The organism is Stenotrophomonas sp. GD03877 (assembly GCF_029840555.1).
GTDB classification, from domain to species: Bacteria; Pseudomonadota; Gammaproteobacteria; order Xanthomonadales; family Xanthomonadaceae; genus Stenotrophomonas; species Stenotrophomonas geniculata.
The window spans coordinates 171,956-187,506 of record NZ_JAOCCT010000005.1 but is presented as its reverse complement, the minus strand read 5'-3'; the positions used below and the strand labels follow the sequence as shown (position 1 = coordinate 187,506).

Sequence of the window (15,551 nt, the reverse complement as noted above, 5' to 3'; positions counted from 1 at the left end):
TTGACCTTGCCGTCGTTGTAACGCCTAGCCTCCACACAAATGTCTGCAGAGCGCTTCGGAAGGGCCGGAGTCCTGCATCCAAGAAAGGGTCACTTCCATGCGTAAAAAAATCAGAATCATTGTGGTGGCAGGCGTCATCGCAGCCGTCGGGGGGATAGCGATCGCTGCCCGCGACGCCAAGGACGAGGGCAAGGCCGCGGCGCCCCCGGCGGGCGCGCCGATGGCGCCGCAGGTGCCCGTGGCCGAGGTCATTACCCGCACGGTCGCGCCATCGGCCGAGTACACCGGCTTCCTGGCCGCGCCCAAGACCGTCGAGCTGCGCTCGCGGGTCGGCGGCGCCGTCGATGCGGTGAGCGTTCCCGAAGGTAGCCTCGTGCGCAAGGGCCAACTGCTGTTCCAGATCGACCCGAGGCCGTTCCAGGTTGCGCTCGACACGGCCGTGGCGCAACTGCGTCAGGCCGAGGTGCTGGCCAGCCAGGCCCAGGCCGACTTTGACCGCGCCGAGCGCCTGGTGGCGACCGGCGCCGTCGCGCGCAAGACCTATGACGATGCCGCCTCCGCACGCAACGCGCGCCAGGCTCAGGTGCAGGCGGCTAAGGCCGCCGTTGCTGCGGCTCAGCTGGACCTGTCCTACGCCCGCGTCACTGCGCCCATCGCCGGGCGCGTCGACCGCGTGCTCGTGACCGAGGGCAACTTGGTCAGCGGTGGCGGCGCCGGCGCGGCCACGCTGCTGACCACGATCGTATCCATCGACCCGTTGCACGTGTACTTCGACATTGATGAGGCCACCTATCTCAACGTCGTCAGCCGCTCGCGGCCCGCTGCGGGCGCCGGTAGCAAGGCTTCGCTGCCCGTGCAGGTCGGGCTGACCACGGACAAGGGTTTCCCGCACAGGGGCGCGCTCGACTTCGTGGGCAACACCATTGACCGAAGCACCGGCACGATCCGCGCGCGCGCCGTTGTGCCCAACCCGGATGGGCGCATGGCACCCGGCATGTTCGCCCGGGCCAAGCTGTCCACCGGCGCGGCGCGCGAGGCCGTCCTGATCGACGATCAGGCCGTGGGCACCGACCAAGGGCGCAACTACGTGCTGGTCGTGGGCGAGAACAACCAGGCCCAGTACCGGCCCATCGAACTGGGGCCGGTGGTGGACGGGCTGCGCGTCATCAACGGCGGCCTGCAGGCCGGTGAGAAGATCATCATCAAGGGCCTCGTGCGCCCCGGCATGGCGGTCACGCCGCGCATGGTGCCCATGCAGGCGCCCGCGGCACCGGCCGCCGGCGCGACCGGCGCGACCAAGGCTGCGGCAAACGCTCCGGCTCCCGCTGCGGCGCCTGCCAAGGCCGGTGGCGCGGACCCCGCCAAGGCTGACGGCGCGGCCGGCTCGGCGGAGGCCCGCAAATGAATTTCCCCCGCTTCTTCATCAACCGGCCGATCTTCGCCATCGTCCTGTCGGTGCTGATGCTGATCGCGGGCGCGATCAGCTATTTCCAGCTCCCCCTGAGCGAGTACCCCCAGGTCACGCCGCCGACGGTGCAGGTCACCGCCAGCTATCCCGGCGCCAACCCGCAGGTGATCGCCGACACCGTGGCATCGCCGCTGGAGCAGGCGGTCAACGGCGTGGAAGGCATGATGTACATGCAGTCCCAGATGTCCACGGACGGGCGGATGGTGCTGACCATCTCGTTCGAGCAGCACATCGACCCCGACGTCGCGCAGATCCAGGTGCAGAACCGCGTCTCACGCGCGCTGCCCCGGTTGCCGCCCGAGGTCCAGCGCATCGGCGTGGTCACCGACAAGACCGCGCCCGATATTCTCATGGTGGTGCATATGCTCTCGCCGGGGGACCGCTACGACCCGCTGTACGTGTCCAACTACGCGATGCTCAACGTGCGCGACGAACTGGCGCGCCTGCCGGGCATCGCCAACGTGATCATCGGCGGTGAAGGCGAGTACGCAATGCGCGTCTGGCTCGACCCCGAGAAGGTCGCATCGCGGGGCATGACCGCCAGCGATGTGGTCGCCGCCATCCGCGAGCAGAACGTGCAGGTCGCAGCCGGCTCGATCGGCCAGCAGCCGAATGCGTCGGCCGCCTTCCAGGTCAGCGTCAATGCGCTGGGGCGCCTGACCACCGAAGAGCAGTTCGGCGACATCGTGATCAAGGCCGGCGCCAACGGCCAGGTGACCCGCCTGCGCGACGTCGCACGCCTGGAACTGGGCTCGGACAACTACACCATGCGCGGCCAGCTCGACGGCGAGAACGCGGTCGGCCTGCAAATCCTGATGACGCCCGGCTCCAATGCCCTGGACACGTCCAGCGCGGTGCGCGCGACGATGGAGCGGCTGCAGGCCAAGTTCCCCGAAGGCATCGAGTACAAGATCGCCTACGACCCCACAGTCTTCGTGCGCGCCTCGCTCCAGTCCGTCGCCGTCACGCTGCTGGAGGCCATCCTCCTGGTGGTGATCGTGGTGGTGCTGTTCCTGCAATCTTGGCGCGCGTCGATCATTCCACTGATCGCCGTGCCGGTCTCGCTGGTCGGCACGTTCGCGGTGATGCACATGTTCGGCTTCTCGCTGAACACGCTGTCGCTGTTTGGCCTCGTGCTCTCCATCGGCATCGTGGTGGATGACGCCATCGTGGTGGTGGAGAACGTGGAGCGCCACATGGCGCTGGGCGAATCGCCCAAGGATGCGGCGCGCAAGGCGATGGATGAAGTGACTGGCCCGATCCTGGCCATCACCTCGGTGCTGGCAGCGGTCTTCATCCCCTCGGCGTTCCTGTCGGGGCTGCAGGGCGAGTTCTATCGCCAGTTCGCGCTGACCATCGCGTTCTCGACCATCCTGTCGGCGATCAACTCGCTTACGCTGTCGCCAGCGCTGGCCGCCATCCTGCTCAAGCCGCACCACGGCGCGGCCAAGCCCGATCGTCTCACGCGCATCATCGACGGCGTGTTCGGCGGCTTCTTCCGCCGCTTCAACCGCTTCTTCGATCGCGCCTCGAATTCCTACGTCGGGGGCGTGCGCCGCGCGGTGCGCGGCAGCGCCATCGTGCTGCTGCTCTACGTCGGCTTCCTGGGCCTGACCTGGCTGGGCTTCCACAAGGTGCCTGCGGGCTTCGTGCCGGCCCAGGACAAGTACTATCTCGTGGGCATCGCCCAGCTTCCGACCGGCGCCTCGCTGGATCGCACCGAGGCGGTCGTCAAGGAGATGACCAAGATCGCACTGGCTGAGCCGGGCGTCGAGAGCGTGGTGGCCTTCCCGGGCCTGTCGGTCAATGGACCGGTGAACCAGCCGAACACCGCGCTGATGTTCGCCATGCTCAAGCCCTTCGATGAGCGCAAGGACCCGTCGCTGTCGGCCTTCGCCATCCAGGGCAAGCTCATGGGCAAGTTCAGCCAGATCCCGGACGGCTTCGTTGGCATCTTCCCGCCGCCGCCGGTGCCGGGCCTGGGTTCGATGGGCGGCTTCAAGCTGCAGATCGAGGACCGGGCGGGCCTGGGTCCCGAGGCGCTTGCGCAGGCACAGGGCCAGATCATGGGCAAGGCCATGCAGGCGCCCGAGCTGGCGAACATGCTCGCCAGCTTCCAGACCATTGCGCCGCAGTTGCAGGTGGACATCGACCGGGTGAAGGCCAAGTCGCAGGGCGTATCGCTGACCGAGGTGTTCGACACCCTGCAGGTCAACCTTGGCTCGCTCTACGTCAACGACTTCAACCGCTTCGGTCGCACCTACCGGGTCATGGCCCAGGCCGATGCGCAGTTCCGCATGCAGGCTGAGGACATAGGCATGCTCAAGGTGCGCAATGCAGCGGGCGACATGATCCCGCTGAGCGCGATCGCGACCATCGAGCGCAGTTCCGGCCCCGACCGGGTGATGCATTACAACGGCTTTCCCTCGGCCGACATCAGCGGCGGGCCAGCGCCGGGCTACTCGTCCGGCCAGGCCACCGCCGCGATTGAGAAGATCGTGAGCGAATCGCTGCCGGACGGTATGACCTACGAATGGACGGACCTGACTTTCCAGGAAAAACGGGTTGGCAACACGGCGATCTACATCTTCGCGCTGGCGGTGCTGCTCGCCTTCCTGTTCCTGGCGGCCCAGTACAACAGTTGGTCGCTGCCGTTCGCTGTGCTGCTGATTGCACCCATGGCGCTGCTCTCGGCGATCGCCGGCGTCTGGCTCTCTGGGGGCGACAACAACATCTTCACGCAGATCGGTTTCGTGGTGCTGGTCGGCCTGGCTGCCAAGAACGCGATCCTGATCGTGGAGTTCGCCCGCGCGAAGGAAAGCGAAGGGGCCGATCCGCTGGCAGCCGTGCTCGAAGCCGCGCGCTTGCGGCTGCGCCCGATCTTGATGACGTCGTTCGCCTTCATCGCTGGCGTGGTGCCGCTGGTGCTGGCCAGCGGTGCGGGCGCCGAGATGCGCCACGCCATGGGCATCGCGGTGTTCGCCGGCATGCTGGGCGTGACGGTATTCGGCCTGGTGCTGACGCCGGTGTTCTACGTTGTGGTGCGCAAGCTGGCGCTGCGCCGCGAAGCGCGCCATGCCCGTGGCGGCATGACCGACCAGCACGCATGACGGCCAGGAGGACATACGACATGAAAACATCTTTCGCATTCACACGACCCGCCAGGACGCTGGCGCCGCTCGCCCTCGCGGCGGCGCTGGCTGGCTGCTCCATGGCACCGAAGTATGACCGGCCCGCAGCGCCGATCGACACGGCCTATCCCTCGGGCGCGGCCTATGTGGAACTGGCGGCCGCGACGCCCGACGACGCGATCACGGCCGAGATCGGTTGGCGGGACTTCTTCCGCGACCCGCTGCTGCAGCAGTTGATCGGCATTTCGCTGGAGAACAACCGCGACATGCACAAAGCCGCGCTCAACGTGGAGGCGGCTCAGGCGCTGTACCGTATCCAGCGTGCCGAGATGCTGCCGAACCTGGGCGTTTCCGCCCGCGGCGCGTCAGAGCGCGTACCGGCCGACCTCAGTACCACGGGGCAAAGCGACGTGCTCCGGCGCTACGACGTGGCCGGGGTGACGGCCGCCTGGGAGCTGGACCTGTGGGGCCGCATCCGCAGCCTCAACGACCGGGCGCTGGCGTCCTACCTGGCCCTCGACGAGACCCGCATCGCCACGCAGATGAGCCTGGTGTCCGAGGTGGCCAGCGCCTACCTCACGCTGCGCGCCGACCAGGAACTGCTGCGCCTGACGAGCGACACCCTCGCCACACAGAAGCGCTCCTATGACCTGACCACCCAACTGGTGGAAGCGGGAAATTCCACGCAGCTCGACCTGCGCCGCGCGGAGATCGCGCTGCGCACCGCCGAGGCCAACCGCGCCGCCTACACGCGGCAGGCGGCCAAGGACCGCAACGCGCTGGTGCTGCTGCTGGGCCAGCCGCTGACGCCGGAGCTGTCCCGGCAGCTTGACGAGGCCGTGGCGCTGCCGGACGACATCGTGCCGACCGACCTGCCGAGCGGCCTGCCGTCCGAACTGCTCGCGCGTCGGCCGGACATCCGCGCCGCCGAGCAGATGCTGATCGGCGCCAACGCCAACATCGGCGCGGCGCGGGCCGCGTTCTTCCCGACGATTAGCCTCACGGGCTCGGCGGGCACGGCCAGCGCTTCGCTGGACGGCCTGTTCGATTCGGGCTCGCGGGCCTGGAGCTTCCTGCCGCAGATCACGCTGCCCATCTTCCGCGGCGGCGCGTTGCGAGCCAATCTGGACGTGGCACAGGTACAAAAGAGGATCGAAATCGCCAACTACGAGAAGTCTATCCAGGCGGCCTTTGCTGAGGTGGCTGACGGCTTGGCGGGCAAGCGCACGCTTGATGAGCAGATCCGCTCGGAGCAGCTCCTGGTAGCGGCTAGCCAGAAAGCCTACCAACTAGCCGAGCAACGCTTCCAGGAAGGCGTGGACGACAACCTCACCTTGCTCGATGCGCAACGCACACAGTACGGTGCGCAGCAGACCCTGGTGCGCACGCGCCTGACGCGGCTGAACAACCTCATCCACCTCTACAAGGCGCTGGGTGGCGGCTGGACTGAGCACACGGTGCAATCGGGCGCCACCGGGCAACCATCCGCCCGGTCGCCGGGATAAGGGCTATGCGCAACGGCGGCGTTCCCCATCGTTGCGCACGGAGAACCGGATGAGGATCGGTGAACTTGCGCGCTTGACGGGCACCCCCCCGGAGAACATTCGGTTCTACGAGCGGGAGGGCCTGTTGCAAGCCCCGGAGCGGTCACGCAACAACTATCGGCGCTATGGCCCGGCCCATGTCGAACGGCTTCACCTGATTCGCAACTACCGTGCCTCGGGAATCGGCCTGGATGACGTGCGCCGCCTACTGGGTTGGGCACATGAGGGGTTCCTGGAACCTGAGCTGCTAAGGCAGGCTGTCCAAGGCCATCTCGCCTGTGTTGAGGAACGCATGGAGCAACTGATCCAGGTGAAAGAGCACCTGCTCGCATTGGCCCTGCACGGTGCTGCTTCCGCCGGGGCTTCCGAGGATGGACCGGCTCGCGATGGTTCGTGAGCATCGCATGTCCATATAACTGAATATATATTCATGCGTGTAATATTTCCGGCCAGACAAACGAATAAGAAAGACGCCCATGACCGACCAGAGCATCACGCGCCGAAACATCGGCGTTCTCACCGCCGCGCAGGCGCTCGGCGGCGCCAGCGCGCCCATCGTGATGTCGCTGGGTGGGCTGGTCGGCCAGCAGCTTGCCAAGAATTCGGCCTGGATCACCTTGCCCGTGAGTCTGTTCGGCCTGGGTCTTGCCATCGGCACCTTGCCTGCCGCCTTCATCATGCGGCACCATGGCCGCCGCAACGGATACGTGGTGGGGGTCGGCTTCGGCGTGGCCTCGGGCCTGATCGCCGCGTTGGGCATCATGCTGGCCTCGTTCTGGATCTTCTGCGCCGGCACCTTCCTGGCGGGCTTCTACGGCGCGTATGTGCAGAGCTACCGCTTCGCAGCCGCCGACACCGCCGAGGACGCGCTTAAGGCCAAGGCCATTTCCTGGGTCATGGTGGGCGGTCTCGCGGGCGCCATCATCGGGCCGCAGTTGGTGATCTTCACGCGCGATGCGGTAGCGGGCACGCCCTACGTTGGCAGCTTCCTCAGCCAGGCGCTGCTGCCGCTGATCGCCTTGCCGATCCTGCTGATGCTGCGCACGCCGAGCCAGACCCAGGCCGAAGCAGTCGCCGATAGCGGTCGGACGGTGCTGCAGCTCTTGGCGATGCCGCGCTATCTGCTGGCCGTGGCTGCGGGCGTGGTGTCCTATGGGGTGATGGCGTTCGTGATGACGGCCGCGCCGGTGGCGATGGTCAACCACGGGCATTCGGTGGACAACGCCGCCCTAGGAATACAGTGGCACCTGCTGGCGATGTTCGGGCCGAGCTTCTTCACCGGGCGACTGATGGTGCGCTACGGCAAGGAGCGCGTGACCGCCGTCGGCATGGTGCTGCTCGCCGCCTCCGGGGTGGTGGCCCTGGGCGGGCTCGGCCTGTCCCACTTCTGGGGCTCGCTGGCGCTGTTGGGCATCGGCTGGAATTTGAGTTTCATCGGCGCCACGGCGATGGTCACCGACTGCCACACCCCGGCCGAGCGGGGCAAGGCGCAGGGCATGAACGACTTCTTCGTCTTCGCCGCCACGGCGGCCGTGGTGGAAAATCGCATGTCGCGCGCAACGAAGCACAGGCCGTCGGCAATTTTAAAGAATATTAACTGTTTTTAGTAGTGAGGTTTCCAATGTCAGATATTATTCCCGGATATTGCACACTTTGCCGTTCGCGGTGTGGGACGCTGAGTGAAGTAGCAAATGACCACCTGATCAAGGTACGGGCTAACCCTGAACACCCTAATGGTAAGGCCATGTGTATGAAGGGGAAAGCGGCACCTGAGCTGGTGGACAGCGCAAATAGAATTCTGTACCCGATGAAGAGAACTCATCCTAAAGGTGCAGAGGATCCGGGCTGGCAACGTATAAGTTGGGAAGAGGCTATGTCAACGATAGCCGGACAACTGGAAAAATTTAAACGAGAGGATGGAGCTGAATCTGTCGCTTTCGGCTTTACGAGCCCAAGCGGTACCCCCCTCAGTGATGCAATTGAATGGTTAGAGCGATTTGTTCGTATCTATGGCAGCCCAAATACCAGCTATGGAACTGAGATATGTAACTGGCATAAAGACGTTGCACATCGATGGACCTTTGGCTGCGGCATTCCTGTTGCTGATTATTCCCATGCCGATCTTATTCTTCTTTGGGGGCATAACCCCGCGAATACTTGGCTTGCCCAGGCTAGTGCGATTGGTACTGGTCGAAATAACGGCGCAAAACTGATTGTCGTGGATCCTCGCCCGACACCCTTAGCGAAAGAAGCAAATGCCTGGCTTGATGTCAATCCTGGAACTGACGGTGCATTAGCTTTGGGGTTAAGCCATCTCCTGGTAGAACGAAACCTGTTTAATCATGAGTTTGTTCGAAACTGGACTAATGGTCCTTTGTTGGTTCGAAATGATAATGGTTATTTTCTTCGGGAAAAAGATATTAACCCACTTGCCATCAGTAATCGCTATACAGTTTGGGACGAACACAACCAGCAAGTCACATTTATCGATTCCGAGACTCGAACTGAAGAAACGCTGATGCCTACAGCTGCACTTGAGGGCAATGTTGAAGTCGCAATAGCTGATGGTGCAAAAATTTCCTGCCAAACGGCGTTTTCATCTTTTAAAGATATGTTGGCTAATTATGACCCAGAAAACGTAAGCCGTATCACCGGGGTATCTGTTGCGTCAATTGAAGCCGCTGCGAGTTTGATTGCCGGGGCCAAGAAAATCGCCTACCACAGTTGGTCTGGAGTGGCTCAACACACTAATGCCACCCAAACAGAACGTGCGATTGCGACACTGTATGCTTTAACCGGTTGTTTCGATCAGGAAGGATGTAATCGAATCTATGCCAGCCACCCGGTAAATGTGGTTAATTCACCGACATTGATGCCTAAATCACAATGGGATAAAGCATTAGGCCTTGAAGAAAGGCCTATCGGGCCGCCTTCACAAGGTTGGGTTCATTCTCAGGATATCTGGCATTCAGTATTAGAAGGTACACCCTATAAAATTCGCGGGTTAATTGGCTTTGGTGCCAACATATTACTTTCACAAAGTGATACTTCTCTCGGACAACAGGCGCTTGAGGCGCTTGAGTTTTATGCCCATGTAGATTTGTTTGAAACGCCTACATCAAAGTATGCTGATATCCTTCTGCCAGTTAACACTGCCTGGGAGCGCGAAGGCCTAAGAACCGGGTTTGAAAGTAGTGCTGCTGCTCAGGACCACATTCAGTTGAGAAAAAAAATGGTCTCTCCGCGCGGTGAAAGCCGTTCCGACCTTGAGATTGTTTTCGATCTTGCATGCCGGTTAGGAATGAATGAAGCGTTCTTCGACGGCAATATTGAGGCAGCCTGGAATTATCAACTAGAACCATTAGGTTTGACTGTTGAGATGCTCAGAAATAAGCCAGAAGGTTACGATATCCCGCTTGAGCATAAAGTCAGAAAATATGCTTTCAGAGACCCAAATAGTGGATATCTGGCAGGTTTCAATACAGAAACAAAACGTGCAGAGTTTTACTCTGAGATCCTTCATCACTATGGTTACAATCCTTTACCTGAGTATGTACAGCCGCAAGAATACCAGCGCAACGATCCTGATTATCCATTAATGCTGACATCCGTTAAAAGCGGATTCTTCTGTCATAGCCAACATCGAAGCCTGACTAGCCTACGAAAAAAAGCACCTTATCCAACGGTAGACATTTCGGCAACTCTGGCTGACGAAGAAGGTATCAAGACGGGGGATTGGGTAGAAATTGAAACGAGAGCAGGTCTTGCTCGATTTAGAGCAAAAGTGGAAGCCAAACTCTCTCATGAAACTGTAATTGCTGAGTTTGGGTGGTGGCAGGCTTGTCCTGATTTTGGCAAACCTTCATACCCGGTTAAAGGTGAGTACAGTAGCAATTACAATAGTTTAATCAGCGGTGATAGCTATGATCCAGTCAGCGGTGCTTTACCTTTGCGTTCATTCCGCTGCCGCATTCGCCGCTTGAATGATTTTGAGCTGATAAGGCGCCCCTGGGAAGGTCGTAAAACATTCAAAGTCATTGAACTGAAAAAAGAAGCAGATAATGTTACGACAATTACCTTCCAATCGAACAGTGAAGGCTACTTACCTGATTATGAACCGGGCCAGCATATCACTGTTAGCTGTTGTCCGATGAGCGATTCTGAAGAGATCGTTACCCGGGCGTATTCGCTGACAGGCCCTGCGTTTGTTCATGACCGTAAAACCTATTCCATTTCTGTCCGTCATCAGAAAGCGACTGATGAGAAAGGTGAGTATGTTGAAGGAATAATGTCATCCTACATAAACACGCATTTGCAGATAGGCAAGGATGTTGAACTTACCCCTCCTGGGGGGAATTTCATTGTCCCGCTCAATGCCGTCCAGCCTGTCGTAATCTTTGCTGGCGGTATTGGAATTACTCCATTCATTTCCTATCTGGAGTCTATTAACCCCCAAGCGGAAGGTCCGGAGATCTGGCTTTTCTATGCTAATCAAAATAGTAGGCTACATGCGTTTAAGAAAAGAATTGCGGAGCTAAATGCGTCTATTGACAGGCTTAAAGTAATTAATATCTACAATCAGCCCCTCGACTGTGATATTCCAGGATTGGATTATGATAGAGCTGGTTACGTTGGTGCGGGAGATGTCGAGGCATATCTTATTGAGAATAATGCTCGTTATTACATGTGTGGTCCGCAGCCTATGATGGATGCGATATCGCGAGGGCTTCAGGAGAGAGGTGTACCTGCATTTGCTATTTTCTACGAGATATTTCGTTCTCCAGCAAAAATAAATAATGATCCCTCATTACGTCATAAAGTCATTTTTGCAAAATCAGGAAGAACAGAGATTTGGACCACGGATAAAGGTACTCTACTTAATTTTGGGGAAAAGCTTGGGATTCAAATGCCTAGTGGTTGTCGTGTTGGACAATGTGAAAGCTGTTCAACTAGGGTGATTGCAGGGAACGTACAGCATCTGAATGGTGTGGAGCCCTCTGATGAGGGGGCATGTTTGACATGTCAGTGCATTCCTGCCGGTGATATCACGATTGATGCTTGAGGTAAGTACTAGCTATTAGCATCCTTTACATCAGGCCATTTCAGTGGCCTGATTTTTTCTATGAATAACATTATGTTTTAAACAATTTTCAATTTTTTGTACGAATTCACCTCAATAGCCGATTTAATCAATTTTATCAGTGCGATCTTTCTAAGTTTTTATCATCCTCCCCCTTGACCTTCCAGTTACTACAAGCTTTAGCCTGTAAGAAATTATACCAATTGCATTAATTAATTGACCAACTTTATCCACTCTCTCCAACAGAGATTTTTGACTCGTTCAACATCCGCAATGAATGTATTCCAAGCGCGAGAGACCTGTTCCACTATTTCTTCGTAACCTCGAAATACGCGGTTTGATAAGCAACGTTGCCGTAACCATTGCCATACTTGCTCCATCGGGTTCAGCTCCGGAGAATAAGGTGGGAGTTTTAACAGACTGACATTGGTAAATGGGCTGGCCGTATCGATCGTATGCCAGCCCGCGCCATCCATTACAACAACGGCATGACGCCCAGGCTCTGTCGCTTCACTTATTAATTTCAGATGCTGCTTCATCACCTCTTTATTCACAAGAGGGCTGATAAGCGCCTGAGTATTACCATTGCTCGGACACACCGCCCCAAAGACATAGCCATAATCGAATTGCTGTTGCTTTACTACTCTTGGCCTGCTGCCCTTGGCTGCCCATATTCTGGACGTCTGATTTTGCTGACCGAATCGTGCTTCGTCTTGAAACCAGACGTCAACGCGATCCAGAGGAAGATGACCGGGAGTGTGAAGGATCGTTTCCAGCAGGAAATTTTTTAAAAGTGTCCTGGGTTTGTTGTGATTGTTTAGGGTGTTTAGAGCGACTGGTTATCCAACTGAAACCGAGCGCATCCATGATGCGGTATACGTTTCGCAACTGATAATCGATTTGGAAGGTGTCGCTAATGTATTGTCGTACATCCTGTGCAATCAAACGCCCCCCCTCCTTTTTAACCGCATTTTCTTTGATAAAATGTGCGATCTGTTCTCGCTGGGAGACGGAGAGCTGACAGGGTCTACCCGGACTAGGTTTGGATTGCAGACCTTCAAGTCCGTGCGCCAGATAGTTGGATACCCAGGTATTAACACTGCCTCTGGCAACCCCAAGGTAAGTTGCTATCTGGGTTCGTGTTTCCCCATTCTTGAAATGATACAAAGCTAGATAGCGGGTTCGCAGTTGCCCGTTGGAGGTTTGCTTTGCTAATTGTTTAAAGTCGTCGGCTGTATGCATATCAAAATCACTCGAATATGAATACCACTATTAGATCAAACTTTTAAGACAATTGGTATTACTACAGACGCCAACTTCGGACTGGCCGAAGAGTTTTGGTGAATGAAAGGATCGTTATGATGAAAATGAAAGTTGGGATATTGCTGATGGCAGTTGCAGTGACAGCCAATACAGAAGTGGTACTTGCAAATGATGATGCAAGCGAAACGCAAAAAAAAACTGCAAATGCGCCTGCAGGTCCACAGGTACCCGTGGCTGTTGCCGTATCACGGAATATTATACCTTCTGCTGAATTTACCGGTTCTTTAGCGGCTATTAAAACAGTGGAGCTACGCCCCAGGGTAGGAGGGGCAATCGAATCTGTTACGGTGCCGGAGGGAAGTCTGGTTCAGAAAGGACAGATGTTATTTCAAATCGATCCGCGGCCCTACCAGGTTGTGCTTGATAGTGCACAAGCGCAATTACGACAGGCAGAAGCTCAGGCGTTCCAGGCAAGCCGCAATTACGAGCGTATTAGCCGTCTGGTAAACGGAGGTGCTGTTTCGCGTAAAGACTATGATGATGCATCTTCTGAGAAAAATGCCCGCGTTGCACAGGTTCAGGTATCGAAGGCTGCAGTCGAAGCAGCAAAGCTGGATTTGTCATACTCGCGTGTGACTGCGCCAATTGATGGCCGTATCGATCGGATTTTAGTAACTGAAGGTAACTTGGTTAGCAGCAGCCAGGGGGGGGGCCGCGACTCTATTGACAACAATCGTTTCGTCCGACCCTTTATATGTTTATTTTGATATTGATGAAGCGACATATCTCAATACTGTCAGTAAGGCTCGGCCTGATGTTGTCGGACGTAGCAACGAAAAATTACCCGTACATATAGGTCTGGCAAATGAGAAGGGGTATCCGCACGGGGGGGCGCTTGATTTTGTTGGCAACCAAATTGATCGTAATACCGGCACTGTTCGTGTCCGGGCTATTATCCCGAATGCTGATGGTCTTCTTACTCCTGGAGCATTTGCCAGAGTTCAGTTAGGCACTGGTAGTGAGCAAAAAGTAATTTTGGTAAACGATCAAGCCGTAGGCACAGATCAGGGCAATAAGTATGTCCTTGTTGTTGATGCCAATAATAAGGCGCAGTATCGCCCGATAGTGTTGGGGCCAATGGTCGATGGATTACGTGTTATCAGCGACGGTCTGAAGGCCGGGGAAAAAATTATCATAAAAGGGCTCGTACGACCGGGGATGGCCGTTACGCCAGACATCGTATCGATGCAAACGCTGTTGAGCGTACCTGAGAGGCAGCCTGAAGGTGCATCTAAAAAATCGAATGGCAAAAATGAGGGAGGTAGTAAATGAAATTTCCTCATTTCTTCATCCAGCGCCCCATATTTGCAATTGTCTTATCAGTTTTTATGCTGATAGCGGGTTCTTTAGCGTTTTTTCAACTTCCTCTCAGTGAATATCCGTCCGTAACACCGCCAACCGTTCAGGTAACGGCAAGCTACCCCGGAGCAAACCCCAATGTAATAGCAGATACTGTTGCCGCCCCGCTTGAGCAAGCCATCAATGGGGTTGAAGGCATGCTTTACATGAGTTCTCAAACTGCTTCTGACGGCCGAATGATTTTAACCATCTCTTTCAGACAGGGAACTGACCCCGATATTGCGCAAATTCAGGTTCAGAATCGGGTATCACGGGCTTTGCCTCGGCTACCAACGGAAGTCCAGCAAATAGGGGTTGTGACTGAAAAAACCTCGCCGGATATTCTTATGGTGGTGCATTTGTTCTCTCCTGATGAGCGTTATGATCCACTTTATGTTTCTAACTATGCAATGTTAAACGTACGTGATGAGCTTTCACGCTTACCAGGTGTCGCAAGCATAGCGCTGGGAGGTGAAGGGGAATATGCCATGCGAGTATGGTTAGATCCTAATAAAGTGGCTTCCAGAGGGTTAACATCAAGTGATGTCACTGCTGCGATTAAAGAACAAAACGTTCAGGTAGCGGCTGGCTCTGTCGGACAGCAACCTAATGCATCGTCATCATTCCAGGTCACTGTGAATGCCTTAGGGCGCCTAACTACTGAGGAACAGTTCGGCGATATAGTTATTAAAACCGGAGATGACGGACAAATTACGCGCTTGCGTGATGTGGCTCGTCTTGAACTCGGTTCAGATAACTACTCCATGAGGAGTTTACTAAATAATAAAAATGCAGTGGGTATGCAGATTGTTATGACCCCGGGCGCCAATGCACTTGAGGTGTCTGCATCGGTAAGGTCAACAATGGAACGCCTGAAAGTAAGGTTTCCGGAAGGTATTCAGTACAGTATCGCTTATGATCCGACCGTGTTTGTTAGTGCTTCCCTGAAATCTGTCACGACGACTTTATTAGAGGCCACAATATTAGTTGTGCTGGTCGTGATGCTATTTTTGCAAACATGGAGAGCATCAATCATCCCATTGATCGCAGTGCCTATTTCATTAGTGGGTACGTTTGCATTAATGGATGTATTTGGGTTCTCACTCAATACGCTATCTTTATTTGGTCTGGTTCTTTCAATTGGTATTGTTGTTGATGATGCAATCGTTGTGGTTGAGAACGTTGAGCGCCATATTGCAAAAGGACTCTCACCAAAAGACGCCGCAAGAAAAGCAATGGACGAGGTAACGGGGCCAATTCTGGCTATTACCTCAGTACTGGCAGCTGTGTTTATTCCATCAGCATTCCTCTCGGGGCTTCAGGGCGAATTCTATCGTCAATTTGCATTGACGATTGCTATCTCAACGATTTTATCGGCTATCAACTCCTTAACATTGTCTCCGGCATTAGCTTCCGTACTACTGAAACCACATCAAGGTATAGAGAAGCAAGATTTGTTGACTCGTGTAATGGATCGTTTTTTCGGATCTTTTTTCCGTCGTTTTAACCGTTTCTTTGATAGCCTGTCGAATTCCTATGTTGGGACGATTCGACGTATCGTTCGCGGAAGTACAATTGTACTCATTCTGTATGCTGGTTTTCTGGCACTGACCTTCCTGGGCTTCAAACAGGTTCCTGGTGGTTTTGTGCCTGCTCAGGATAAATAT

At 56.3% G+C, this 15,551-nt stretch carries 9 protein-coding genes and 1 pseudogene; 9 read left to right on the top strand and 1 reads right to left on the bottom strand.

All coding sequences use genetic code 11. The features are described 5' to 3' along the window. Window positions 1-97 precede the first annotated feature (97 nt). The 6 genes from N5D20_RS05740 (at window position 98) to N5D20_RS05715 (ending at window position 11,205) form a co-directional block, all read left to right on the top strand. Window positions 98-1,405 carry an efflux RND transporter periplasmic adaptor subunit gene (locus N5D20_RS05740; protein WP_003821145.1) on the top strand — a complete coding sequence of 436 codons (1,308 nt, stop codon included), beginning with the start codon at window positions 98-100 and terminating at the stop codon, window positions 1,403-1,405. Further along, the gene (locus tag N5D20_RS05735) at window positions 1,402-4,578 is read left to right on the top strand and encodes an efflux RND transporter permease subunit (protein WP_279914232.1); all 3,177 of its coding nucleotides are present in this window, start codon (window positions 1,402-1,404) and stop codon (window positions 4,576-4,578) included. The genes N5D20_RS05740 and N5D20_RS05735 overlap by 4 nt, the downstream gene beginning before the upstream one ends. 20 nt (window positions 4,579-4,598) lie before the next feature. Then, on the top strand, window positions 4,599-6,104 hold the full coding sequence (locus N5D20_RS05730) for an efflux transporter outer membrane subunit (protein WP_003821143.1): 1,506 nt from the start codon (window positions 4,599-4,601) through the stop codon (window positions 6,102-6,104). Between the two features lie 49 nt (window positions 6,105-6,153). Then, on the top strand, window positions 6,154-6,540 hold the full coding sequence (locus tag N5D20_RS05725; protein ID WP_015912830.1) for a MerR family transcriptional regulator: 387 nt from the start codon (window positions 6,154-6,156) through the stop codon (window positions 6,538-6,540). A 79-nt stretch (window positions 6,541-6,619) separates the two neighbouring features. Continuing rightward, entirely contained in the window at window positions 6,620-7,750 is a 1,131-nt protein-coding gene (locus tag N5D20_RS05720; RefSeq protein WP_049285238.1) for an MFS transporter, read from the top strand. A gap of 14 nt (window positions 7,751-7,764) precedes the next feature. Beyond that, window positions 7,765-11,205 carry a molybdopterin-dependent oxidoreductase gene (locus N5D20_RS05715; RefSeq protein ID WP_073661981.1) on the top strand — a complete coding sequence of 1,147 codons (3,441 nt, stop codon included), beginning with the start codon at window positions 7,765-7,767 and terminating at the stop codon, window positions 11,203-11,205. 230 nt (window positions 11,206-11,435) lie between these two features. Here N5D20_RS05715 and N5D20_RS05710 read toward each other — a convergent pair. Continuing rightward, window positions 11,436-12,465 (bottom strand): IS630 family transposase gene (locus tag N5D20_RS05710; RefSeq protein WP_161789755.1). Its coding sequence is split into 2 segments (ribosomal slippage): window positions 11,436-12,012 and window positions 12,011-12,465, totalling 1,032 coding nucleotides; the frame shifts between segments, so codons are not numbered across the junction. Between the two features lie 119 nt (window positions 12,466-12,584). Here N5D20_RS05710 and N5D20_RS05705 point away from each other — a divergent pair. The 3 genes and pseudogenes from N5D20_RS05705 to N5D20_RS05695 form a co-directional block, all read left to right on the top strand. Further along, on the top strand, window positions 12,585-13,253 hold the full coding sequence (locus N5D20_RS05705; RefSeq protein WP_279914231.1) for an efflux RND transporter periplasmic adaptor subunit: 669 nt from the start codon (window positions 12,585-12,587) through the stop codon (window positions 13,251-13,253). Continuing rightward, window positions 13,210-13,818: an efflux RND transporter periplasmic adaptor subunit gene (locus N5D20_RS05700; protein ID WP_253947671.1), complete on the top strand. Its 609-nt coding sequence runs from the start codon at window positions 13,210-13,212 to the stop codon at window positions 13,816-13,818. The genes N5D20_RS05705 and N5D20_RS05700 overlap by 44 nt, the downstream gene beginning before the upstream one ends. Next, window positions 13,815-15,551, top strand: a pseudogene (locus tag N5D20_RS05695) (efflux RND transporter permease subunit); the annotation flags it as partial. The gene N5D20_RS05700 and the pseudogene N5D20_RS05695, both read left to right, overlap by 4 nt.